The organism is Microbacterium fluvii, from assembly GCF_025515205.1.
Classification (GTDB): Bacteria; Actinomycetota; Actinomycetes; order Actinomycetales; family Microbacteriaceae; genus Microbacterium; species Microbacterium fluvii.
Window position 1 is genome coordinate 274,016 of sequence record NZ_JAOPFX010000003.1, and the last position, 23,335, is coordinate 297,350.

21 protein-coding genes and 3 tRNA genes are annotated in these 23,335 nt (G+C 70.1%); 19 read left to right on the forward strand and 5 right to left on the reverse strand.

Annotated features, from left to right (window positions below):
• Positions 1 to 32 precede the first annotated feature (32 nt).
• From OAW74_RS12510 to OAW74_RS12530, 5 genes are all read left to right on the forward strand, one after another.
• Complete coding sequence (locus tag OAW74_RS12510) at positions 33 to 1,088, forward strand: polyprenyl synthetase family protein (protein ID WP_262874711.1); 1,056 nt, start codon at positions 33 to 35, stop codon at positions 1,086 to 1,088.
• 29 nt (positions 1,089 to 1,117) lie between these two features.
• Positions 1,118 to 2,491: an FAD-dependent oxidoreductase gene (locus OAW74_RS12515; protein WP_262874712.1), complete on the forward strand. Its 1,374-nt coding sequence runs from the start codon at positions 1,118 to 1,120 to the stop codon at positions 2,489 to 2,491.
• A gap of 22 nt (positions 2,492 to 2,513) precedes the next feature.
• Positions 2,514 to 3,488, forward strand: a complete 975-nt coding sequence (locus tag OAW74_RS12520; protein WP_262874713.1) for an alpha/beta hydrolase — start codon at positions 2,514 to 2,516, stop codon at positions 3,486 to 3,488.
• Positions 3,489 to 3,578: 90 nt separating this feature from the next.
• Complete coding sequence (locus tag OAW74_RS12525; RefSeq protein WP_262874714.1) at positions 3,579 to 6,425, forward strand: hypothetical protein; 2,847 nt, start codon at positions 3,579 to 3,581, stop codon at positions 6,423 to 6,425.
• Positions 6,426 to 6,427: 2 nt separating this feature from the next.
• A complete protein-coding gene (locus OAW74_RS12530) occupies positions 6,428 to 8,146 on the forward strand; it encodes a hypothetical protein (protein ID WP_262874715.1) in 1,719 nt (572 codons plus the stop codon).
• 13 nt (positions 8,147 to 8,159) lie between these two features.
• On the opposite strand, the gene OAW74_RS12535 is transcribed toward OAW74_RS12530, so the two are convergent.
• Positions 8,160 to 8,648 carry a YajQ family cyclic di-GMP-binding protein gene (locus OAW74_RS12535; RefSeq protein ID WP_262874716.1) on the reverse strand — a complete coding sequence of 163 codons (489 nt, stop codon included), beginning with the start codon at positions 8,646 to 8,648 and terminating at the stop codon, positions 8,160 to 8,162.
• A gap of 263 nt (positions 8,649 to 8,911) precedes the next feature.
• On the opposite strand from OAW74_RS12535, the gene OAW74_RS12540 reads away from it, so the two are divergent.
• The 4 genes from OAW74_RS12540 (at position 8,912) to OAW74_RS12555 (ending at position 11,519) form a co-directional block, all read left to right on the forward strand.
• Positions 8,912 to 9,412 carry an FBP domain-containing protein gene (locus OAW74_RS12540; protein ID WP_262874717.1) on the forward strand — a complete coding sequence of 167 codons (501 nt, stop codon included), beginning with the start codon at positions 8,912 to 8,914 and terminating at the stop codon, positions 9,410 to 9,412.
• The gene (locus OAW74_RS12545; protein ID WP_262874718.1) at positions 9,409 to 10,320 is read left to right on the forward strand and encodes a PfkB family carbohydrate kinase; all 912 of its coding nucleotides are present in this window, start codon (positions 9,409 to 9,411) and stop codon (positions 10,318 to 10,320) included. The genes OAW74_RS12540 and OAW74_RS12545 overlap by 4 nt, the downstream gene beginning before the upstream one ends.
• An 89-nt stretch (positions 10,321 to 10,409) precedes the next feature.
• A tRNA-Tyr gene (locus OAW74_RS12550) sits at positions 10,410 to 10,491 on the forward strand.
• Between the two features lie 173 nt (positions 10,492 to 10,664).
• The gene (locus tag OAW74_RS12555) at positions 10,665 to 11,519 is read left to right on the forward strand and encodes a hypothetical protein (RefSeq protein ID WP_262874719.1); all 855 of its coding nucleotides are present in this window, start codon (positions 10,665 to 10,667) and stop codon (positions 11,517 to 11,519) included.
• Positions 11,520 to 11,549: 30 nt separating this feature from the next.
• Here the strand turns inward: OAW74_RS12555 and OAW74_RS12560 are convergent, their stop codons facing one another.
• A complete protein-coding gene (locus OAW74_RS12560; RefSeq protein WP_262874720.1) occupies positions 11,550 to 13,124 on the reverse strand; it encodes a phytoene desaturase family protein in 1,575 nt (524 codons plus the stop codon).
• A 35-nt stretch (positions 13,125 to 13,159) separates the two neighbouring features.
• Between OAW74_RS12560 and OAW74_RS12565 the strand changes: the two genes are divergently transcribed.
• From OAW74_RS12565 to OAW74_RS12610, 10 genes are all read left to right on the forward strand, one after another.
• Positions 13,160 to 13,960 carry an inositol monophosphatase family protein gene (locus tag OAW74_RS12565; RefSeq protein WP_262874721.1) on the forward strand — a complete coding sequence of 267 codons (801 nt, stop codon included), beginning with the start codon at positions 13,160 to 13,162 and terminating at the stop codon, positions 13,958 to 13,960.
• Positions 13,961 to 14,126: 166 nt separating this feature from the next.
• Entirely contained in the window at positions 14,127 to 15,446 is a 1,320-nt protein-coding gene (locus OAW74_RS12570; RefSeq protein ID WP_262874722.1) for a M23 family metallopeptidase, read from the forward strand.
• Positions 15,447 to 15,511: 65 nt separating this feature from the next.
• Positions 15,512 to 15,583: transfer RNA gene (locus OAW74_RS12575), tRNA-Thr, on the forward strand.
• 35 nt (positions 15,584 to 15,618) lie between these two features.
• Positions 15,619 to 15,692, forward strand: a tRNA-Met gene (locus OAW74_RS12580).
• Positions 15,693 to 15,842: 150 nt separating this feature from the next.
• Complete coding sequence (locus OAW74_RS12585; RefSeq protein WP_262874723.1) at positions 15,843 to 16,295, forward strand: hypothetical protein; 453 nt, start codon at positions 15,843 to 15,845, stop codon at positions 16,293 to 16,295.
• A 26-nt stretch (positions 16,296 to 16,321) separates the two neighbouring features.
• Positions 16,322 to 17,134, forward strand: a complete 813-nt coding sequence (locus OAW74_RS12590; RefSeq protein ID WP_262874724.1) for a DUF2510 domain-containing protein — start codon at positions 16,322 to 16,324, stop codon at positions 17,132 to 17,134.
• On the forward strand, positions 17,131 to 17,925 hold the full coding sequence (locus tag OAW74_RS12595) for a sulfite exporter TauE/SafE family protein (protein WP_262874725.1): 795 nt from the start codon (positions 17,131 to 17,133) through the stop codon (positions 17,923 to 17,925). The genes OAW74_RS12590 and OAW74_RS12595 overlap by 4 nt, the downstream gene beginning before the upstream one ends.
• 37 nt (positions 17,926 to 17,962) lie before the next feature.
• Positions 17,963 to 18,409: a MaoC family dehydratase N-terminal domain-containing protein gene (locus OAW74_RS12600; protein WP_262874726.1), complete on the forward strand. Its 447-nt coding sequence runs from the start codon at positions 17,963 to 17,965 to the stop codon at positions 18,407 to 18,409.
• Positions 18,406 to 18,828 (forward strand): MaoC/PaaZ C-terminal domain-containing protein, encoded by a 423-nt coding sequence (locus OAW74_RS12605; RefSeq protein ID WP_262874727.1) that lies wholly within the window; start codon positions 18,406 to 18,408, stop codon positions 18,826 to 18,828. Before OAW74_RS12600 ends, OAW74_RS12605 begins: the two co-directional genes overlap by 4 nt.
• A gap of 4 nt (positions 18,829 to 18,832) precedes the next feature.
• Positions 18,833 to 19,969, forward strand: coding sequence for a UDP-N-acetylmuramate dehydrogenase (locus tag OAW74_RS12610; protein WP_262874728.1), 1,137 nt, complete (start codon positions 18,833 to 18,835; stop codon positions 19,967 to 19,969).
• 3 nt (positions 19,970 to 19,972) lie between these two features.
• Here OAW74_RS12610 and OAW74_RS12615 read toward each other — a convergent pair whose 3' ends face one another.
• The 3 genes from OAW74_RS12615 to OAW74_RS12625 form a co-directional block, all read right to left on the reverse strand.
• The gene (locus OAW74_RS12615) at positions 19,973 to 21,175 is read right to left on the reverse strand and encodes a pyridoxal phosphate-dependent aminotransferase (RefSeq protein WP_262874729.1); all 1,203 of its coding nucleotides are present in this window, start codon (positions 21,173 to 21,175) and stop codon (positions 19,973 to 19,975) included.
• A gap of 46 nt (positions 21,176 to 21,221) precedes the next feature.
• Positions 21,222 to 21,563, reverse strand: a complete 342-nt coding sequence (locus OAW74_RS12620) for a YciI family protein (RefSeq protein WP_262874730.1) — start codon at positions 21,561 to 21,563, stop codon at positions 21,222 to 21,224.
• A gap of 107 nt (positions 21,564 to 21,670) precedes the next feature.
• On the reverse strand, positions 21,671 to 23,266 hold the full coding sequence (locus OAW74_RS12625) for an isocitrate lyase (RefSeq protein WP_262874731.1): 1,596 nt from the start codon (positions 23,264 to 23,266) through the stop codon (positions 21,671 to 21,673).
• Positions 23,267 to 23,335 lie beyond the last annotated feature (69 nt).

Here is a 23,335-nt window from a genome sequence, read left to right on the forward strand (position 1 = left end):
CTGTCGAAGCGCGGCCCGGTAGGCTGGACGGCGTGACTCCTCCCGTGCCGCGCTCGCGCATCGCAGGCAAGCTGGGCCTGGCCGACCGCATCTTCGCCGGCACCCGCGCGCGGGCGCTGCTCGCGGCGGTCGAAGCGGGGCTCGAGCGCGTCGACGCCTCCCTCGGCCACGAACTGCGCAGCGCCGATCCCATCGCCGATGCCGCAGGGCGCTACCTGTACGAGGCCGGCGGCAAGCGCGTGCGCCCCATGCTGGCCCTGCTCACCGCACAGCTCGGGTCGGGGGCGACCGATGAGGTCGTGCTGGCCTCGACGGCGCTGGAGATGACCCACCTCGGCTCGCTCTACCACGACGACGTGATGGATGCCGCCGACCGCCGCCGCGGAGTGCCCAGCGCCCATGCGATCTGGGGCAACAACGTCGCCATCCTCACCGGCGACCTGCTGTTCTCGCGCGCGAGCGTGATCATGTCGCGCCTGGGCGACGGCGCGATCCGGCTCCAGGCCGACACCTTCGAGCGGCTCGTTCTCGGGCAGCTGCACGAGACGGTGGGCCCTGCCGAGGGCGCCGACCCGGTGGAGTTCTATCTGAAGGTGCTCGCCGACAAGACGGGGTCGCTGATCGCCGCCTCCGCGCAGGCGGGCGTGATCTTCTCGGGGGCTCCCGGGGAGTACGAGAAGCCGCTCGTCGCCTTCGGCGACCGCGCCGGTGTCGCCTTCCAGCTGCTCGACGACGTCATCGACCTCTCCGACGACGCGGATGAGACCGGCAAGGTGCCGGGCACCGACCTGCGTGCCGGCGTCGTGACGATGCCCTATCTGCTGCTGGCCCGGCGCACCGACGCCGAATCCGTGGCGCTGCGCGCCCGCATCGACGACGGCGTCGCCCGCATCGCGAAGGGCGAAGACCCCTCGATCCTCGACGACGACATCGCGGCCCTGCGCGACCACGAGGCCACCGCGGCCACGCTCGCGCTCGCCGAGCAGTGGTCGCGCGACGCCATCGACGCCCTCTCGCCGCTGCCCGACGGCCCGGTGCGCGAAGCCCTCACCCGCTTCGCGCAGGCCGTGGCCGACCGCAGCAGCTGACGCACGAACCCACAACGCAAGGAACACCCATGACCAAGCTCAGGCTGGCCATCGTCGGGGCAGGCCCCGCCGGCATCTACGCGGCCGACATCCTCCTCAAGGCCGAGCGCAAGTTCGACGTCTCGATCGACCTGTTCGAGCAATTGCCCGCCCCCTACGGCCTCGTGCGCTATGGCGTCGCCCCCGACCACCCTCGGATCAAGGGCATCATCACGGCCTTGCGCGAAGTGCTCGACCGCGGCGACATCCGCATCTTCGGCAACGTGCTGTTCGGGCGTGACATCACCCTCGACGACCTCAAGCAGCACTATCACGCCGTGATCTTCTCGACCGGCGCCATCCGCGACGCCGACCTCGCCATCCCCGGCATCGACGCGGTGGGCTCCTACGGTGCGGCCGACTTCGTCAGCTGGTTCGACGGCCACCCCGATGTGCCGCGCGAATGGCCGCTGGATGCGGCATCCGTCGCCGTCGTCGGCAACGGCAACGTCGCCCTCGACATCTCGCGGATGCTGGCCAAGCACGCCGAAGACCTGCTGCCCACCGAGATCCCCGACAACGTGCACGAGGGCCTCGCCGCATCGAAGGTCACCGACGTGCACGTGTTCGGCCGCCGCGGCCCCGCGCAGGTGAAGTTCACGCCGCTCGAGCTGCGCGAGCTCGGCGAGCTGCGCGACGTCGACATGGTCGTCTACGACGAGGACTTCGACTACGACGACGCCGCGAAGGCGGCGATCGCCTCGAACAAGCAGGTCATGGTGATCGACCGCGTGCTGCAGTCGTGGCGCACGCGCGCCTCGGTCAACAACGCCGGCGGCACCGCATCGCGCCGCCTGCACCTGCACTTCTGGGCGAAGCCGCTCGAGGTGCGCGTCGGCGACGACGGCCGCGTGGCGGCGCTGCGCTACGAGCGCACGGCGCCCGACGGTCAGGGCGGAGTGGTCGGCACCGGCGAGATCCGCGAGGTCGAGATCCAGGCGATCTATCGCGCCGTCGGCTACTTCGGCTCGCCGCTGCCCGGCGTTCCCTTCGACAAGCGGCACGGCGTGATCCCCAACCACGAGGGTCAGGTGCTGCAGAAGGACTCCAACGAGCGGGTGCCTGGCATCTACGCGACCGGCTGGATCAAGCGCGGGCCGGTGGGTCTGATCGGCCACACCAAGTCCGATGCGATGGAGACGATCAGCCACCTCATCAACGACCAGGGCTCGTGGTGGAGCCCTGCCGACCCGTCGCCCGAGGCGATCCCGGCACTGCTGGCGTCGCGCGACGTGCGGTGGACCGACCTCGACGGCTGGCACCGCCTCGACGAGCACGAGATCGCCCTCGGCGAGCCGCACGGCCGGGCGCGCATCAAGGTCGTGCCGCGCGACGAGATGGTGCGCGTCTCGCGCGGCGAGTAGCGGGCCCTCATAGGCTGAGCCCATGAGCCGCTGGCAGCCCGACATCCTCGGTCCTGGCTTCGAGCAGCAGACGCTCGAGCTGGGGGAGGACGCCGAGGGGCCCGTCGTCGCGACGGTGGTGCGCAGCATCCCGAATCCCGTCATCGCGCTCACCAGACCGCTGCACGACGTCGATGTGCTGAGCGTGCACGGCTGGTCGGACTACTTCTTCCAGCCCGAGCAGGCCCATTTCTGGACGAGCCTGGGTGCGCGCTTCTACGCCCTCGACCTGCGCAAGTACGGGCGCAGCCTGCGACCGGGGCAGACGCCGGGCTTCGTCACGAACCTCGACGACTACGACGCCGACATCGCCGCCGCGCTGACGGCGATGGGCAGGGACGCGGCGACCGGGCGGCGCCTCGTGCTGCTGGGCCATTCCACCGGCGGCCTCACGCTGTCGCTGTGGGCGGCCAGGTTCGAGCACGAAGTGCACGCGCTCGTGCTCAACAGCCCCTGGCTGGAGCTCCAGACGGGAGGCTTCGGCCGGCAAGCGCTCGCCCCGATCGTGGGGGTGCGGGCCAAGTACGATCCGCTCGGCACGCAGCCGGTCGTCGACCTCGGCTTCTACACGCGCGCGCAGACCGAGGTCGGGGCGCTGCCGGTGCCCGGCTACCGGCAGGAGTGGCGGCCCGAGAGGGGCTTCGCCACCCACCCCGGCTGGCTCAGCGCCGTGCTGACAGGGCACGCGCAGGTCGCCGCAGGGCTCGGCATCGACGTGCCCACGCTCGTGCTGCTGTCGGCGCGCTCGACCATGGCGTTCAGCTGGGTCGATGCGATGACCTCGACCGATTCGGTGCTCGTCGTCGACGACATCGCCCGGGCCGCGACGCGCCTGGGGTCGCGCGTGACGATCGGTCGCATCGACGGCGCGATCCACGACGTGTTCCTCTCGCGGGCGGAGTCCCGCGAAGAGGCGTACGGGATGCTGCGGCAATGGCTCACCCGCTCGGCGCTGTAGCGGCGCCCGGCCGGTGAGCCAGGGGGGGGGTTTCGTCCCGGCCGACGGCGTGCCACAGTCGGTGGCATCACGTGACGGGGGGACGTCATCATGCCCGGCAACAAGAGGCTTTCCGAACTCACCGACTACACGGCGGTGCTGCCCTACGCCAGCGAGCTCTTCGGCGTCTACCAGCCGCTGCTGGGGTGGAAGTCCAAGCGCATGGCAGCGAGGTTCGACGCGGGCTTCGCTCGCGACCGCCGTCGCGTCATCGATTCCCTCGCGGCACCGCTGGCGCCGCGGGCGCGGGTCACGTACAACGAAGACGGCTACCCGAAGATCGATCTGCATGCCGCCGAGCCGGTGGGCGGGCGGACGCGGCGCTTCGACGAGCGCATCCTGCAGCTGATCGCCGATCGACTCCCGCCGTGGGAGGAGTACCGGCCGGAGGCGTTCGACGAGGTGATCACGCGAGAGGCGGTCGAGGAGCTCTTCGCCCGCGATGTCGCGCCGCTGTACGAGGAGCTCGGCTTCAGCGCGGCGCGCGGGCAGAACGAGCAGTTCGCCGCCGTCGTGCGCACCGATCCCCGTCTCGCGCACGCGGCCCTCGAAGAGCGCCTCGCGCAGGAGTCCCGCGTCGCCGGCGCCGTGCTGCAGCTTCGAGAGGGCGGACAGATCCGGCAGCTCGAGTCGATCTTCTACGCTGTGCACGACGACGCCGAGCGCTTCGCGGCCCTCGTGCGTCTCGCCGAGGCCGCCGGCCCGCTGGAGGGTCTGTTCGGAATCGACACGCTCGATCCGCAGAGCGCCGAGCAGCTGCGCCGAGTCGCGCTGTCGCCGATCAGCGTGGTGCACCTGTTCCGCCAGTACTTCTTCGAGCTCGACAGCTTTCTGGGCACTCCGGTCGGGCACGTGTGGCTCTCGCCGGGCTCGACGGTCGAGCTGATCGAGGTGAGCACCCGCCGCACGCTGGTCGAGCGAGTGGAGGAGTTCGCGACCGAGACCACGATCAAGTCCGAGTCGGAGCGGGTGGAGGAGGACGAGCTCAGCGAGGCGGTCAAGACCGACAACAAGCAGGATGTGAAGTTCGGCGCGAGCGTCACAGCCTCGTACGCATCGATCACGGCGAACTCGAGCTTCGACTTCGCCACGACGCAGCAGACTGCGCGAGAAGAGACGCACAAGCGGATGCGGAGGCAGACCGAGAAGCTCTCGAGCGAGATCCGCAAGAACTACAAGTCGACCTTCCGCACCGTCACCGAGACCACCGACACCTCCAGCAAGCGCTACCTGCTCACCAACAGCGGGACCGACCTGGTCAACTACGAGCTGCGGCGAAAGATGCGTCAGGTCGCCGTGCAGGTGCAGGACGTCGGAACGTACCTGTGCTGGCAGACCTACGTCGATCGGCCGGGCGAGACGCTCGGTGTGGCCGAGCTGCTGCACATCGCCAAGCCGCCGGAGCTGGACGGTCTGCACGCGCCCGCCGAGGTGCCGATGCTCAAGGAGTTCCCCGAGACCCGCCAGGTCACGATTCCGTTCATCTCGATCAACGACAGCGATGCAGACAACGAGGGGGAGGTGTATCGCGACGGCGGCGAAGTCGACGACTCGGAGTTCGCCGGAAGCTACGAGCAGATCCAGTCCGACTTCGACATGGAGTTCGTGTGCTCCCGCAGCGGATACGTGCTGGCCGATGTCGAGTTCGACGGCCTGGGCAAGCCCGTCACCGCGTCACGGAAGGGCGATATCTCCAACGCCGGTGACAAGGCGAAGTTCGTCCTCCACCTCGACTCCGTCGACTTCCAGGGGCAGAACAGCGTGCAGGTGCAGCTCACCCTGCACTGGGCTCCCGCTCCAGGGGCCAACACCGAGGCGATCGAGGCCAACAAGAAAGCCAAGGCGGAGTTCAAGGCGAAGGAGGCCGCTGAGTACCAGAAGGCCTACCTGCAGAACGCCCGCGACCGGGTGAAGCTGACGCACGCGATAACGTCCAGGCCGAGCGAGGAGCTGCGCGAGGAAGAGCGCATCGTGGTGTATCGAAAGCTCATCCAGGAGCTGCTCACGGCCGGCGTGCCCCAGCCGGACGACCGCACGCGGCACGTCGTGGCCGAGCTGATCAATTCCATCTTCGACGTCGACAAGATGCTCTACTTCGTCGCTCCGGAGTGGTGGCGCCCCCGGCTGCGGCGCACGAAGCAGCAGCTCGGTCCGACACCCAGCGGCGTCGCCGCGGGGGCCGCGGGCGGAGGTGGCGCCGCCGCGACGGCGACCATCGCCTCGCTCGCGCGGGGGTTCGGCGCCGTGTCGGCCTTCGCCAAGCCCTCGCCGCTCTCGTCGAGCACCGTGGGGTGGGGCGGTGCGGGCGACGTGGGTCGCGACAACTACTTCATCACCGAGGACTCCCGTCCGGCTCGCTTCGGCAGTTCGCTGGGATGGCTGCTGCAGCTCGACGGCGACAACCTGCGCAACGCCTTCCTCAATGCGCCGTGGGTGAAGGCCGTGATCCCGATCCGCCCTGGCAAGGAGGAGGCGGCGATCAACTGGCTCACGGGCGTCGAAGGCATGAACGGCATCGGCGATGACGATCGCTACGAGACCTCCAACCCCGACGAGAAAGACATCGACGGCAACCCGCTCGACGGTCAGCCGCTGCTGGATGTGATCCACGACCTCGGTGCGAAGGTGCGCCGCAAGCACGAGGAGGCGGTGTCGAAAGGCACCTTCCCCAAGGCTTCCGAAGTCGCCGACCCTCAATTGGTCGACGAAGACAACGTCGTGACGTCGACACCGATCGATCGGGTCTACGAGCACGGGTTCTTCCCGCTTCAGGGCGGCTTCCGTGCCAACGTCTCGGACGACTACGAGGTCTTCGATCAATGGCTCGAGATCGTGCCGACCGACCAGGTGGTGCCCGTCGAGGTGAGCTACGACCCGAAGACCGGCAGACAGCTCTAGAGATGCCCGTGCGGGTGACGGTGGGGTTGGCCGATGCGGTCGCGGTCGCCGCGGTCGGCGGGGGAACCTGGTCGGTCACCCTCTCCGACAACGGGCGGCCGGTCGCCTCCCAGCCGCCGACGCCCTACTCCGGCGCCGTGCTCACCGCGACCCTGGCAGCAGCATCCTGGTCGTCGGCGGTCATCGAAGTGAATCCGGTGCGGTATGCGCCGCTGCGTCTCACGGTGAGTGGACGCGATCAGAGCGTGTATCGAGACGATCCGCTGTCGGTCGTGACGGCCGGCGCTGACGCGCTCGTCGTGTCGACTCGGCTTCTGCGGCTGCGCGAGAGTAGAGGCGTGCCCATCAGTCCGCAGCCCGACCCGGGCATCCTGACCGGACCATGGCTCACGGCGTCGGGAAACCCCGCTCTGCCTTCTGTCGTGTACGGCGATCTGCGGATGCAGTCCTTCGGCGCTCTGCCGTCGCTCGAGGCGCTGAGCCCTCCCGCGGCCGGGGGCACGGTCTTCGCCGACCCGGACGCGCCCGGTTGGGGCAGGTTCAATCGGATCACCAAGACGAACCTCGACATGAACCGGGCCGGGGCGCCGCTGCTGCTCGAGTACGGCGATGTCGGCTCGTCGACATCGGGGGCGCGATTCCTCGTGGCGATCTGGGCGCCGGCGCATGACGCGCGCAAGGCGCCCACGGAGCACGACTTCGTCGCGTTCCTGCACCCGAATACGAGCAAGCCTCCCTTCCCGCCCGCCGGTCACCCCTACCGGTCGGGCGGCTACCCCTATGGAGTGGTGCCGGTCCCGCCGCCCAAAGGCGAGCAGCCGAGCGGTCGCACCTTCCAGCCGTACGTCGAGCTCGCGATGCGCTACCTGGTCGGCTCGTGGGCGAAGTATCGGTGGCCGGGCAACTCGGCGGTCGTGGTGATGCCGATCATGCCCGGTGCCCCGCCGCTCGCCAAGGGGCAGACCGCGGGTGACGACCAGCTCGACTACGGGCGCCCTTTCCGCGATCGGAGCGGCATGTGGCGACTCGTCGAAGAGGTCAAGTTCTTCCTCCATCGCGTGCGCTACGGCCTGTCGGCCGACGCGCTGACGCGGTGGTGGGGAGCCGGATCGGGCCCCCCGGTCTCGACGACGGTGACGACGCCGATCCCGGGGACGCGACGGATCGCCGTGGCCGCGTACAGCGCGTCGTCGGTTCAGCTCGTCCCGCTGCTGACCTCCGAGGCGCAGGGTCGCCGGTTCGATGCGGCGCTGTGGGGCCCCTCGCCCACCGTGCAGGCTGTGGCCGACCAGGCCTGGCGCGAGACGTGGGCGCTGGACCCTTTCACCAAGGCGGGGGAGTCGGTCGGCTCGGATGTGTTCGAGAAGGCACTTCTCGCGTGGCTCGGCGAGAACAACGAGCGACGCTTCGTGCTGGGGGCATCGGGCACCACCACCGCGACCGACCTCGTCACCCGCTTCCCCGCGCTGGCTGCGGCCGCGACGCGCAGGCCGGTGCTGCGCGGCAGTGATCCCTCTCGTCGCGCCGAGTTCTGGGCGGGGCCATCGAACCGCTGGGTCGCCTTCGCTGCGAGCAATCCCTATCTCACGGCAGCCGCACCGCCCACGCCTCCGACGCTGCCGACGTATCCCGCGTTTCGCGACGACGACATCCAGCACGCGTTCATGTTCGAGCTGGCGACCGGCTTCGCCTTCAACTGGACGACCGTGGGACGGCCCTGATCAGAAGCGTGCGTCAGCGGTAGTTGACGAACTGCAGGTCCACCTCGAGGTCGGCTGCCTTCAGCATCCGCTGCACTTCCTGCAGGTCGTCGCGCGACTTCGACTGCACGCGCAGCTCGTCACCCTGGATCTGCGACTTGACCGACTTGGGGCCCTCGTCGCGGATGAGCTTGGAGATCTTCTTCGCGTTCTCCGACGAGATGCCGTCTTTGATCGTCGAGACGATGCGGAACTCCTTGCCGCTGGCGAACGGGTCGCCCGACTCGAGGCTCTTCAGCGAGATTCCGCGCTTGATGAGCTTGGACTGGAAGACGTCGAGCACGGCCTTGGCGCGCTCCTCGGTGCTCGCCTTGATGAGCACCGACTCTCCGCTCCACTCGACCGATGCGCCGGTGCCCTTGAAGTCGTAGCGCTGCTCGATCTCTTTGCGGGCCTGATTGAGGGCGTTCTCCGCCTCCTGGTGGTCGACCTTGCTGACGATGTCGAACGAGGAATCTGCCATGCCGAGAGTCTAGCCAGCCGGTGCCGCTCAGGGTGGGGCGTGCCTGCCTGACCATCCGGTCGCCCTATAGTGCGACCGGCGACCCGGGTGTGTCGCACAAGTGGTGGCCTGCGCTCGCGTGAGCCGCAGATTGTGCGACTTCGCCGCCGAGCGGGTCTCACAACCGGTCGCCCCACGGCGCGTGAGCCGCAGGTACTGCGACCGGCACGGCACGCGAGCCGGATCCTCTGTTCGGCCCGAACCCGCCTTCGTAGACTGGGGCGATGCGACCGCTCACCGAAGGGGACCTGCGGGCCGCGTTCGTCAACGCCTCCGCCGAGGAGCTGCGTCTGCTCGAGCCGCCCCTCGATCTTCCGCTCGTCGACTGGGACCACCTCGATTTCTTCGCCTGGCGCGATCCGCGCACGCGCAGTCGCGGCTACATGGTGGCCGAGATCGACGGCGAGGCGACGGGCATCGTGCTGCGCCGCGCCGACGGCAACTCGCGCTCGCGCTCGGCGATGTGCGACTTCTGCCACACGATGCAGCCGGGCGACCAGGTGTCGCTGTTCTCGGCGCGCAAGGCGGGGGATGCCGGAGCCAACGGTGACAGCGTCGGCACGTACATCTGCAGCGATCTGTCGTGCCACGAGAATGTGCGGATCGCGGCTCCGCTGGCGCCCAGCGAGGTGCGCGCGAGCGTCGACCGGCGCATCGACGGCACCCGCCATCGCGCGGAGTCGTTCGTGCAGCGGGTCGCCGAGACCGCGGGGAGCAGGCGGTGACCGCCCGCGTCGTCGTCGTCGGCGACGCGCTCATCGATGAGCTGCGCGACGACACCGGCGTGCGCGAGTTCGTCGGCGGCGCGGCCTTGAACGTCGCGGTGGGTCTCGCCCGCCTCGGCGTGCCGACGGCGCTGATCGCCATGGTCGGCGACGACGAGCCCGGCGAGCGCATCCGCAGCTACCTCGCCGACTTCGATGTCGAACTGCTCGCGAGTCCCTCGCCGCGGGGCAGCTCCCGCGCCGTGAGTGTGCGCAGCGGCGGCGGCGAGCCGCAGTACGAGTTCAACGCCGCCGCGCAGGGGCGCAGCATCCGCTTCGGCGAACGCGAGCGCGACGCGATCGCCGCGGCCGACATCGTCGCGGTCAGCTGCTTTCCGTTCGACAACGTCGCGCAGGCCCTCGAGTTGACCCGTGTGTGCGCGGGGACTCAGCTCGCGATCGACCCGAATCCTCGGGAGGGGATGCTGCACGACCGGGCCGAGTTCGTGCGGGGCTTCGAGGCGCTCGCCGCCGGCGCGGCCCTGGTGAAGGTCGGCGACGACGACGCGACGCTGCTCTACGGCGAGCCGCTGGACGCCATGCGGGCCGACCTCATCGATCGCGGGGTCGGCGTGGTGCTGGCCACCGAGGGCGCGCAGGGAGCGACGGTCGAGACCGACGGCATCGTGGTCACCCGGCCGGTGTCGGCGCTGCCGGGCCGGATCATCGACACCATGGGCGCGGGGGATGCGGCCTTCGCCGCCGTCGTCACGACGATGCTCGGCACGCCTCCGCACGACGCCGACGGGTGGACGAGTGCGCTGCAGCGGGCCATGGACATCGCCGCAGCAACGTGCCGCTTCGAGGGAGCGCTGCTGCGGCTGCCGTCAGCCCTCGAAGGGCAGGATCTCGACCGCATCGGCACGTGAGCGACGCCGATTTCTGACGTCGGCGATCGCAGAGTAGGATTGTGGATCGCGCCTCCGATCGACTGCAAAAGCCGGGCGGGTGCGCACCTGGCGAGTTACCCAAGCGGCCAAAGGGATCTGACTGTAAATCAGCCGTCTTAGACTTCGGGGGTTCGAATCCCTCACTCGCCACCCTGTGAACGCCCCTCCTCGGAGGGGTGTTCTCGTCTGCGGGAGCGGACGACCGTCGCCTCTTCCTCCCCAGGCTCGGCCGCGCCGCATCCGTCCCCGATAGAGGAGCGACGGCGGCGCGCACCGGCCGGGTCATGCCAGGATGAGGGCACGTACCGCCGAGAGGATCCCGCATGACCGCGCCCGATCAGTACCCGCAGCCCCCGCACACCGGCGAACGCAGCGCCCTGGTGCGCGCCGCGATCTGGGTGGCCATCGGCGCACTCATCGCCGCCGCGATCGTGTGCGTCATCTGGGTGCTCGTCGGCACGCAGAACGGCATCGTCGGCCGCGCGTTCCTCACGATCCTGCTGCTGGCGGCGTTCGGTGGCATCGCGATCCTCGAGGCGCACCTGGCTGCACGCCGCCCCGCGTGGTTCGCTCTGGCCAGCATGGCCTCGTGGGTCGTCGCGCTCCTGGCAGGCGCGATCCTCATCTGGATGCCGGAGCGCTACCTCTTCGGCGGCATCGGCCGGTTCATGCAGTTCCTGCTGATCGTGCTGATCCTGCAGCTGGCGCTCCTGCATGTGCGGCTCTACTCCAAGGCGCTCGCGCGTTACCGCACGGGGTTCACGCTCACGGTCGCCGTCATCACGATCGCGCTGGTGGTGGGCCTGGCGGCGCTGCTGATCGTTCCGCTGATGTGGTCGGAGTATGTGATCTTCCTCGACATCTACTGGCGCATCGTGGTGGCGGTCGCGATCCTCGCGGCCCTCGGCACCGCGCTCATCCCGCTCGTCAACGCACTGTTCGCCCCGCGCCGGCCCCGGCTCGCGCCACCCGCCGCTGCGGCCTACACGCCGCAGGCGTTCGCCGCCTGGCCCACGTATGTCGACGGCATCACGCCGCTTCCGGCACTGGTCGACGGGTCGCCCGACTGGAACGCCTATTACACCGGCTACCCCACCGGCTCTCAGCCGCCCGCGCCCGCCCAGGCCGCCGGCTACGAGGGATACCCGCCGCCGCCCCCGCTGCCGCCGCGCTCCTGACCGCGTCGGCGCGCACGGCGACGTCGCGCGTCACGCCAGCAGCATCTCCCGCACGGCCATGGCCGCGTTGTGCCCGCCGAGCCCGCTGACGGCGCCGCCGCGGCGTGCGCCCGAGCCGCACAGCAGCACCCGCTCGTGGTCGGTCGCGACTCCCCAGCGCTGCGCCGGCGTCGACAGGTCGGCATCGTCGTCTGCCCACGGCCACGACAGATCGCCATGGAAGATGTCGCCGCCGATCATGCCCAGCGACCCCTCCAGATCGGCCGTCGTGCGCGCCTCGATGCACGGGTCGCCCGCGTCGTCGAGCCAGAGGCAATCCTCGAGCGACTCGCCCAGCACGCTGTCGAGCGAGCGCGTCGCAGCCTGCAGCAGCGCCGCGCGCGCGGCATCCGTGTCGGCGCCGGCGACGAGCCGGTGCGGTACCTGCAGCCCGAACAGCGTCAGCGTCTGCGCACCCGCCGCCTGCAGCTCTGGCCCGAGAATCGACGGGTCGGTCAGCGAATGGCAGTAGATCTCGGCGGGAAGCGGCGACGGGATGCTGCCGCTGATCGCGGCCGCGTGCGCGGCGTCGAGCTGGGTGAGGGTCTCGTTGACATGGAAGGTGCCGGCGAACGCGGCCTCGGGGGCGACGCTCGTGTCCCGGAGCCGGGGGAGCCGCCGCAGCAGCATGTTGACCTTGACTTGAGCGCCCTCAGGTGTGCGCACGTCGTCTTCACCGAGCAGCCGACGCAGCGCCGACGGCCCGACCCCGCTGAGCACGACCCGCCCGCGGAGCACTTCGGGGCGCTCGCCGCCGACCTCGACTTCACCGTCGGGGTGCACCGAGGTCACCGGCGCGTCGACACGAAGCTCCGCTCCGGCCTCGCGGGCGGCGCGCTCGAGCTCCGCGGTGACCCGGCCCATGCCGCCCACGGGCACGTCCCAGTCGCCGGTGCCACCGCCGATCACGTGATAAAGAAAGCAGCGGTTCTGCCGCAGGCTCTCGTCGTCGGCCGTCGAGAACGTGCCGATGAGGCCGTCGGTCAGGGCGATGCCGCGGGCGAGATCGGTCGACAGCGACGAGCGCAGCAGCCGCCCGAGCGGCCGCTCGACCACATCGCGCCAGAGCGCGTCGTCGCCCAGCGCCGTGCGCAGCTCGTGCCCCGGCCGCAGCGGGTCTGTCATCGTCGGAAAGATGGTGCGCGCGAGCGGTCCGAGCCGTGCCGAGAACGCGGCGAACCGCTCGGCTTCGGCTGCATCTCCTGTGGCCCGCGCGAACGACGCCGCCGTGGCGGCGGCATCCGCGTTGTCGACGAGGATGCCGCGCGAGGGGTCGCCGGGGTCGGGGGTGTACGAGGAGTAGCGGCGTCGGCGCAGATCGAAGCGCAGCCCGAGGTCGTCGATGATCTGCTGCGGCATCAGGCTCACCAGGTAGGAGTAGCGCGAGAGCCTCGCCTCGACGCCGTCCCACGGGCGCTGCGACACCGCCGCCCCGCCGAGGTGCGCGAGCCGCTCGAGAACGACGGTGCGAAGTCCCGCGCGCGCGAGGTACGCGGCGGCGACGAGGGCATTATGGCCGCCGCCGACGATGACGACGTCGTGGGTGACAGGGGAGGCGTCGGGCATGACGCCACCGTAGCGCGAGGGTTAGCGTGGAACGCGTGACCGACGTGCGCGCCCTTCAGCAGCTGGCCATCGACATCGCGCGCGAGGCCGGTGAGCTCGCCAGGCTGCGGCGCAGCGAGGGCGTGCGCATCGCGGCGACGAAGTCGGCCGTCGCCGACATCGTCACCGAGGCCGACCGCGAGGTGGAGCGGCTCATCCGCAATCGGCTCGCCGAGGCGCGGCCGGGCGACGGCTTCCTCGGCGAGGAGTCGGGAGCCGAGCGCGGCATCGGCGATCTCACGTGGGTCGTCGACCCGATCGACGGCACCGTCAACTACGCCTACGGCATTCCGTCGTACGCCGTGAGCATCGCGGCGGTCGCCGGCGAGCCCGACCCGGCGACCTGGCTCGCGCTCGTGGGGGTCGTCTTCAACCCGGTCACCGGCGAGCTGTTCCACGCGGCGCGCGGCGAGGGGGCATGGCTCGGCGAGGAGCGGCTCGCGGTGAACGCAGAACCGTCGGCGGCCGGGGCGCTCCTGGCCACCGGCTTCGGCTATGACCCCGCCACGCACGTCGGCGACCTCGCCCGCGTGGCGCGGGTGATGCCCCTCGCGCGCGACCTGCGGCGGGCGGGAGCGGCCTCGCTCGACTTCGCGTTCGTCGCCGCCGGGCGGCTCGACGGCTACTTCGAGCGCGGACTGCACCCTTGGGACCACGCGGCCGGGGCGCTGCTGGTGACCGAGGCCGGCGGCATGGTCGGCGGAGCAGGCATCGGCGACACCCCGAATCGCGACCTCACCGTCGCGTCGGGTCCCGGATTGTTCGCGGCCCTGTCGGCGGCGGCCAAGGGGCACTGAAGCCCGTCCGTCGATCGACGGCGAGTCGATGGCTCGCGCGCATGGCATTCCCAGGCTCGGGGGAGTAGTGTTTACCCATTCGTTACCAACGCCGCCCGAACGGCGTGGGTTCGACACCCGAGATCCGAACGCTGCCCCCCGGCGCCCGAGCTGAGAGCATCCCCGCTTGTCGTTTCACCCCCCTGTGCCCGATTCCGCGCCCACGCGCCGATCGAGCCGCACCTCCGCGACGCCTGTGCAGGCGCCGTCGGTGCCGTCGGTGACGACCAGGGCAGAGCTCCGCCGGCGCGCTGCCGCCGCGGTGCCGCAGGTCGACGCGCACGTCGTGACCGACGACGTGACGACGGATGTCGTCGCTCCGGCGCCTGTCGCCGCCGTGCTGTCGCGTCGCGCTCGTCGGGTCGCCACCGCACCACAGGAGATCGTCGCGGAGCAGGTCGCGCCAGAGCAGGCCGCGGAGCCCGAGACGTTCACTCAGGCGGTCGCCGCCGGTGACCCCGGTCAGGATTACGCCGACCTCGTCTTCGACGAGCCGTTCCTGCAGGAGCCCGTCGACGTTCCGGAGCCCGAGCGAGAGGCCGAGCCCGAGCCGCAGCACGCGTTCCGTGCGGAGTTCGACGAGTTCGAGGCCGCGGCCCGGCTCTTCTCCTTCACCGCCGACATCCCGACGCAGAATGCGCCGGCCGACGCCGAGCCCGTCGCTGCGGCCGATGTCGTCGTGCCGGGGGTGTCGCTCCGACGTGGAGTGTCGCTTCGACGGCTGGCCACGGCATCCTTCTCGATCGGGGTCGTCGGGGTCGTCGGCCTACTGGCCGTCGGAATGACCACCCCTGCCGTCGCCGTCGCCGCCGCGAGCGGAACGGCGACCGCGTCGATGTCGGTCGTCGCACCGGCCGGCGACGTCGCCGCAGACGACAGCGAGATCCAGGCCTACGTCGCTCCGGCCAGCGTCGAGAATGTCGAGCTCTCGCGCAACGAGAACTACTCGATGGTCAGCACGGCGCAGATCGCGCAAGACGACAACATCCTCTACCCGTCGGACTTCTACACGAACGATCCGACCTCGAACATCCAGTGGCCGTTCGCGGTCGGCGTCTCGATCTCCTACGGCTTCGGCTGGCGATCGGGCGCGATGCACGAGGGCGCCGACTTCGTTCCGGGCAACGGCGCCAACGTGCAGGCGATCGCCGACGGCACGGTGCGCATCGCGACCGAGAGCGGCGGGGCCTACGGTGTCACGGTCGTCATCGACCACATCATCGACGGCAAGCTGGTCTCGACGCGGTACGGACACATGCAGTACGGCTCGCTCAAGGTCTCGGTCGGCGACAAGGTCACCGTCGGCACCGTGATCGGCAACACCGGCAACACCGGTCGCTCGTACGGCGCCCACACCCACGTCGAGGTTCTGCTGAACGGCACGACCCCCACTGACCCGATCGTGTGGCTGCGTGAGTACACCGACGGCACCCACACGGTGGGGTGACCTGAGGTTCAGAGGTGCCCGTTCGCTCTGGTATTCTCTTCTAGTTGCCTGCTTGCGGGCAGCACGCCCCGATAGCTCAGTGGCAGAGCACTTCCATGGTAAGGAAGGGGTCGTCAGTTCAATCCTGACTCGGGGCTCGCAGCATCCACATCTCGCCGTGCGGATGCGGCGCGGCGGGGTAGCTCAGTTGGTGAGAGCGCACGACTCATAATCGTGAGGTCGCGGGTTCAAGCCCCGCTCCCGCTACCGAAACGGGCCCCTTTCCGGGGCCCTTTCTCGTTGCCGGATCGCGCTGCGTCGCCGCTGCGCGCGAGACCTGCCCTCTGGAGCGAAACCTCGTCGCAGTGGATCGGTTTCGGGCGGTATAGCGGGTCTCGGCAACCGAAGCGTGCCACGATGGGCGGGGAACCCGACCCGGAAGGGCAGCGGATGGTCGCGAGTGTCGAATGGCCCGTGCGCACGCGCCCGTGGGAGATCACCGTCGTCGCCGTGCTCGGCTACGCGCAGGCCGCGCTGCAGACGATCGTCGGGCTCGTCCTGCTCACCCGCCTCACCGATGCAGCCTTCGTGCAGCGCTACGACGCCGACAGCGCCGCGGCCGCCGTCGGGGTGTATCTCATCGTCGCCGGCCTCGTCGCTGCGACGGTGGCGACCGGCGTGCTTTTCGGCACCTCGCTGATGCGCTGGTTCATGGCGTTCGGGCTGGCACTGGGGGCCGCCTCGTCCGTTCTCACGATGCTGCGCGGCGGGATGTTCGTCGCCGTCGGGATCGTGCACCTGTGCCTCGTCGTGATCGCCCTTGTGCTGCTGTTCTCGCGGCAGGCGACCCTCTGGATCCACCGCCCCTGACAGCGCACCGGGGTAGGGTGGGCGGCATGAGCACGACGCCTCCCGGTTGGTACGACGACGGGCACGGTGCCCTCCGCTGGTGGGACGGCCAGCAGTGGACGGAGCACGTGGCAGAGCCGGATCCCGAGCCCGCCGCAGATGCCGAGGCTCCGGCCGCCGAGCCCGCGCCGCAGCCGCTCGAGCAGCAGCTCGGCTTCGCGCCCGTCGAGCCGCAGGCCGGGCCGTCGGCACCGGTGACCGACGTCTCCGCCGAGCCCGCGGCGACCGTTCCGCCGTTGGCGCCGCCCGACGGGTACCCCGGCGGCGGGGGGATCTTCACTGCCGCCACCGAGCCGCGCAGGTCGAGGCTGTGGGTCGTCTGGGTCGTGCTGGGCGCCGTGCTGCTGTTCTTCGTGATCGCCGCCGCTGTGCTCATCCCGCTCGCGCTCCGGTTCTTCTCGGGGGCGGCCGCCGCGGCGCCGGAGAGCGTTGACGAACAGGCCGCCGTCGCCGCCGTGGAGCTCTACGACCAGGCGTGGAAGGAGGCCGACTGCGACAAGTTCCAGCAGGCCACCACGGCCCGGTTCCGGGCCGATCAGCTGCTCGAGGACTGCGCGGTGTTCGAGGAGCAGGCGGGGTACTTCAGCGAGTCGATCGCCTCGTACGAGGTGACCATCACCTCGATCGACGCCGCCGACGACGAGATCGTCCTCGAGACGACGGAGGACTATTCGGCCTACCTCGACCAGAACGGCGACCCGATCGACGAGCCGCAGGACTACTCGAGCGGCTACCGCTACGTCACCGTGCCCTCGGCCGACGGATGGGCCATCGACGTGCTGACCTCGACCGACGAGTGAGCGAGGCAGGCGCGCGCCCTCGAACGGCGCGGTTCTTCGTCGCGTGCATCGTGATCGGCCTGCTCGCCGGACTGCTCTCAGGGCTGTTCGGGGTGGGCGGCGGCACCGTGATCGTGCCGATGCTGGTGATGCTGCTGCGCTTCGACCAGCGGCTCGCGGCCGGCACCTCCCTCGCGGCGATCGTGCCGACGGCATCCGTCGGAGTCGTCTCCTACGCGGTGCACGGGTCGGTCGCGTGGATCCCGGCGCTCGTGCTCGCCCTGGGAGCGGTGTTCGGCGCGCAGCTGGGCACCTGGCTGCTGCCGCGCATCTCGCAGACCGCGCTGCGGTGGGGCTTCGTCGTCTTCGTCGCGGTCACGATCGTCAGCCTCTTCCTCGTCGTGCCCGATCGTGGTGCGACGATCGAGCTGACGCCGTGGTCGATCATCGCGCTGCTCGTGCTCGGCCTGTTCACGGGGGTGCTCTCCGGGCTGCTCGGCGTCGGCGGCGGCGTCGTCGTCGTGCCGGCGCTGATGGTGCTCTTCGGCGCGAGCGACCTGGTCGCCAAGGGCACCTCGCTTCTCATGATGATCCCGACCGCGGTCTCAGGCACCGTCGGAAACGTCCGGCGGCGCAATGTCGATCTGGTCGCCGCCGTCACGATCGGCATCGCCGCCTGCACGACCACGGCGCTCGGCGCCTGGATCGCGACCCTGCTCGACCCCGTCGTGGCCAACGCGCTGTTCGCGCTGTTCATGACCTACATCGCCGTCCAGATGGCGGTCAAGGCGGTCCGCGGCCGACGGCGGTGACCATCGGCCCGCCCAGCGCGCTCGATAGACTTGTCGGGTGCCAGTGAACCCAGAGCTCGTCGGGCGTGTCTTCCCCCCGACGGATGCCTACCTGGTCGGCCGCGAGAAGGTGCGCGAGTTCGCGCGCGCCGTCTTCGCCACCGACCCCCAGCACCTCGACCCCGCCGCGGCGCAGTCCCTGGGCTACCCCGACGTGGTCGCGCCGCCCACCTTCGCGATGGTGATCCAAGACCTGACTCTGCAGCAGCTTCTCGCCGAGCCCGACTCGGGCATCGCGCTCGAGCGCACGATCCACGCCGAGCAGCGCTTCCGCTACACGCGGCCAATCGTGGCAGGCGATGAGCTCACCGGGCAGCTGTCGATCGTCGGCGTGCGCGCGATCGGCAAGGGCGCCATGGTCACCAGCGAGGCCGAGATCACCGATGCGGCCGGAGCCCACGTCGTCACGGCGACCTCGGTGCTCCTGATCGGAGGCGACGAGTGAGCGCGTCTGCGGGCCTCGGAGCCCTGACGGTCGGCGATGTCGTCGCCGAGCGCAGCATCCATCTCACGCGTGAATCGCTCGTGCGCTACGCGGGCGCGTCGGGCGACTTCAATCCCATCCACTACCGCGACGACGTCGCGGCCCGCGTGGGACTTCCCGGCGTGCTGGCGCACGGGATGCTGACGATGGGCCTGTCGATCGAGACCCTCGTACCGTGGCTCGGCGACTCCGGTCGCATCGTCGAATACGGCGTGCGCTTCACGCGCCCCGTCGTCGTCGACGCCGACAGCGGCGCCGACGTCTCGGTCGTGGCCACCGTGGGCGTCGTCGACGACGAGACCGCACGCATCGACCTCACCGTCACCGCCGCCGACACCACGGTGCTCGGCAAGGCGCAGGTGCGCGTGCGGACCGCCTGACGACATGCCCGAGGTCACGCCGATCCCGCTGGCGCAGCTGACGACGCTGCGCGCCGGCGGCACCCCCGAGCGGATGATCGACGCCCGCAGCGTCGATGAGCTCGTCGACGCCCTCCGCGACGTCTGGGCGGAACGCGACGAGTGGCTCGTGCTCGGCGGTGGCTCGAACCTGCTGGCCGGCGACGAGCCCTTCGCCGGCACCGTGATCCGTGTGCTCACGGAGGGAATCGAGCGGCTGCCGTCGCCACGGCCCGGCTTCGTGCGGCTGCGCGTGCAGGCGGGCCACAGCTGGGATGCCCTCGTCGCCCACTCGGTGGCCGAGGGGCTCTCCGGAATCGCGGCGATGTCGGGCATCCCGGGAACGGTCGGAGCGGCGCCCGTGCAGAACATCGGCGCCTACGGTCAGGAGATCGTGCAGACCCTCGTCGAGGTCGAGCTCATCGACGAGGCGACCGGCGAGGTGTCGACGGTGCCCGCCGACGAGCTCGGGCTGGGCTTTCGCACCTCGGTGCTCAAGCAGCATTACGGGTCGGTGCCGACCCGCCCCGCCGTGATCCTCTCGGTCACGCTCGAACTCGCCGAGGTCGGCTCGGGCGAGTTCCCGGTGCGGGGCGACCAGCTGCGCCAGGCGCTGGGGCTCGCTCCTGACGCGACCGTGACCCTGCAATGGGTGCGCGAGACGGTGCTGGCCACCCGCGCCCGCAAGGGCATGGTGCTCGACGACGCCGACCCCGACACGCACAGCGCGGGCTCGTTCTTCCAGAACGCGGTGGTCTCGGCATCCTTCGCCCGCACGCTGCCCGAGGCGTGCCCGAGGTGGCCGATGGCGCAGGTGCGCGAGGCCACTCGGGTGATTCCGCTGGAGCGCTACGACGGCTACATCGCGCCGCCGGCGTCGGTCGAGCCCGACGTCAAGGTCAGCGCCGCCTGGCTCATCGAGCACGCAGGAGTGCGCAAGGGATTCCGCCTCGGGCGGTCGCGCGCGGCGCTGTCGACCAAGCACGCGCTCGCGCTCACCAACCGCGGCGGCGCGACGGCAGAGGAGATCGCCGAGCTCGCGCGCTACGTGCAGGGCCGTGTGCAGTCCGAGTTCGGGCTCATCCTCCAGCCCGAGCCCGTGCTCGTCGGCGTCGAGCTGTAGCCCCTACGAGGCGAACAGCTCCTGCAGGCGCTGCACGCCCTCCAGCAGCTGGTCGTCGCCCAGCGCGTACGACAGGCGCAGGTACCCCGAGGGGCCGAACGCCTCACCCGGCACGACGGCGACCTCGGCCTTGTCGAGGATCAGGTCTGCCAACTCGAGCGACGTCGTCGGGGTGACACCCCGCCACTCGCGGCCGAGCAGTCCCTGCACGTCGGGGTAGACGTAGAAGGCGCCGAGCGGGTTCGGCACGGTGACCCCCTCGATCTTCGAGAGCTCCGCCACGATGAGCCTGCGGCGGCGGTCGAAGGCCTGGCGGAACTCCTCGGCCTCGGTCTGCGGGCCCGTGAGGGCGGCCAGCGCCGCACGCTGGGCGATGTTGTTGACGTTCGAGCTCAGGTGCGACTGCAGGTTGGCGGCGACCTTGATGGCGTCGGCGGGCCCCACCATCCAGCCGACGCGCCAGCCGGTCATGGCGTAGGTCTTCGCGACGCCGTTGACGAGGATCGTCTGGCCGGCGAGCTCGGGCACCGCCTCGACGATCGACACGGCCCGCGCGCCCTCGTAGACGAGGTTCTGGTAGATCTCGTCGGTGATGACCCAGATGCCGTGCTCGAGCGCCCACTGGCCGATCGCCCTGGTCTCCTCCGGTGTGTAGACCGAGCCTGTCGGGTTCGAGGGCGACACGAACACCAGCACGGTGGTGCGGTCGGTGCGGGCGGCCTCGAGCTGGGCGACCGTGACCTTGTACTCCTGGTCGGCGCCGGCGAACACCTCGACAGGGGTGCCGTCGGCCAGGCGGATCGCCTCGGGGTAGGTCGTCCAATAGGGAGCCGGCAGCAGCACCTCGTCGCCGGGGTTCACCACCGCCTGGAAGGCCTGGTACACGGCCTGCTTGCCGCCGTTGGTGACGATCACCTGCGACGGTGCGACCTCCAGGCCCGAGTCGCGCAGGGTCTTGGCGGCGATCGCCTCGCGGAGCACAGGGAGTCCGGCGGCGGGGGTGTAGCGGAAGTTCGCGGGGTCTTCCAGCGCGTGCGCGGCGGCGTCGACGATGAAGCTCGGGGTGGCGAAGTCGGGCTCGCCCGCCGCGTAGCTGATCACGGGCCGACCGGCGGCCTGCAGGGCCTTCGCCTTCGCGTCGACCTTGAGGGTCGCCGACTCGGCGATGGCGGACAGCTTGCGAGAGAGGGGAGCGCGTTCGGTCACCCTTGAAAGCGTAGTGCGGCGCCGCCGCGGGCGCGTGAGTGTTGCCTCAGAGATCCAGCGGCCAGTACGCCCGCAGCTCGATCGCGCCCCAGGCGGCCATCGGATGCCGCGACGCGATCTCGACGGCCTCCTCGAGGTCTGCGCACTCGAGCACGTCGAAGCCCCCGATGAGCTCGTAGCTCTCGGCGAAGGGGCCGTCGCTGACGATCACCTCGCCCTTGCGGCGGCGGACGGTCTTGGCCTCGGCGGGCGGGCGCAGCCGGTCTCCCTCGATTCCGCGCCCGGTGTCGTAGACCTCGGCCGACCACTCCTCGATGGTCACGGGTGCCGGCTCGGCGGCCGGGTCGGTCAGCTCAGGGTCGCTGAGCACCAGCATGAGAAAACGCATCGCAGTGGTCCTTTCGTCAGTTGCGACGTTACGACCACACGTCGAGCCGCAGCATCCGGAATCGACATCCGGGATGCTGCGGCTCGAGAATCCGAGCGGATCGGCGCTCAGCCGAACTGGTTCATCGTGTTGTCCTTGCCGCCGGCCTTGAGGGCGGCGTCGCCGGCGAAGTACTCCTTGTGGTTGTCGCCGATGTCGGACCCTGCCATGTTCTGGTGCTTGACGGTCGCGATGCCCTCGCGGATCTCGCGGCGCTGCACGCCCTTGACGTAGGCGAGCATGCCCTCGGTGCCGAAGTAGCCCTTGGCCAGGTCATCGGTCGACAGGGCCGCCGTGTGATAGGTCGGCAGCGTGATGAGGTGGTGGAAGATGCCGGCCCTGGCCGAGCCGTCCTTCTGGAACGAGCGGATCTTCTCGTCGGCCAGCTGGGCCAGTTCGGTCTCGTCGTAGGCGACGTTCATGAGGTCGGCCCGATCGTAGGCCGACACGTCGCGCCCCTCCGCCACGAGCAGGTCGTAGGCCTGCTGGCGGAAGTTGAGCGTCCAGTTGAACGAGGGACTGTTGTTGTAGACGAGCTTCGCGTTCGGAATCTCCTTGCGGATCTCGTCGACCATGCCGGCGATCTGCTCGACGTGGGGCTTCTCGGTCTCGATCCACAGCAGATCGGCGCCGTTGCGCAGGGCCGTGATGCAGTCGAGCACGCAGCGCTCCTCGCCGGTGCCGCTGCGGAACTGGTAGAGGTTGCTGGCCAGGCGCTTCGGGCGCAGGAGCTTGCCCTCGCGGCGGATGATCACGTCGCCGTCGCCGAGGTCCGCCTCGGTGATCTCCTCGACGTCGAGGAACGCGTTGTACTGGTCGCCGAGGTCGCCGGGGGTGCGCGAGACGGCGAGCTTCTGGGTGAGCCCCGCACCCAGCGAGTCGGTGCGCGCCACGATGATGCCGTTGTCGATGCCGAGCTCGAGGAACGCGTAGCGGACGGCGTTGAGCTTGGCGATGAAGTCGTCGTGCGGAACCGTGACCTTGCCGTCCTGGTGGCCGCACTGCTTCTCGTCGGAGACCTGGTTCTCGATCTGGATGGCGCAGGCACCCGCCTCGATCATCTTCTTGGCCAGGAGGTAGGTGGCCTCGGGGTTGCCGAAGCCCGCGTCGATGTCGGCGATGATCGGCACGACGTGGGTCTCGTGGTTGTCGATCTCGGACTGCAGGAACTCCACCGCCGTCTCGTCGCCGGCCAGGCGTGCGGCGTCGAGCTTGGTGAACAGCAGGTCGAGCTCGCGGGCGTCGGCCTGGCGCAGGAACGTGTAGAGCTCTTCGATCAGGGCGGGCACCGAGGTCTTCTCGTGCATCGACTGGTCGGGGAGGGGGCCGAACTCCGACCGGAGCGCGGCGACCATCCAGCCCGACAGGTAGAGGTAGCGCTTGTTCGTCGACTTCAGGTGCTTCTTGATCGAGATCAGCTTTTGCTGCCCGATGAAGCCGTGCCAGACGCCGAGCGACTGGGTGTAGACCGACGAGTCGGCGTCGTACTCGGCCATGTCGCGGCGCATGATGTCGGCGGTGTACTGGGCGATCTCCAGGCCCGTCTTGAAGCGGTTCTGCGCCCGCATCCGTGCGACGTACTCGGGGTTGATGGCGTCCCAGCTGCTGCCGTTGCGCTGGGTGAGGGCCTCGATGGCCTCGATGTCGTGCTGATAGGTGGTCATGGCGTCTCCTGCGTCGTGGGGTCTGGCGTCAAAGGGGTCTGGCGTCGGTGTGTCGTGCGGTCCGATGGC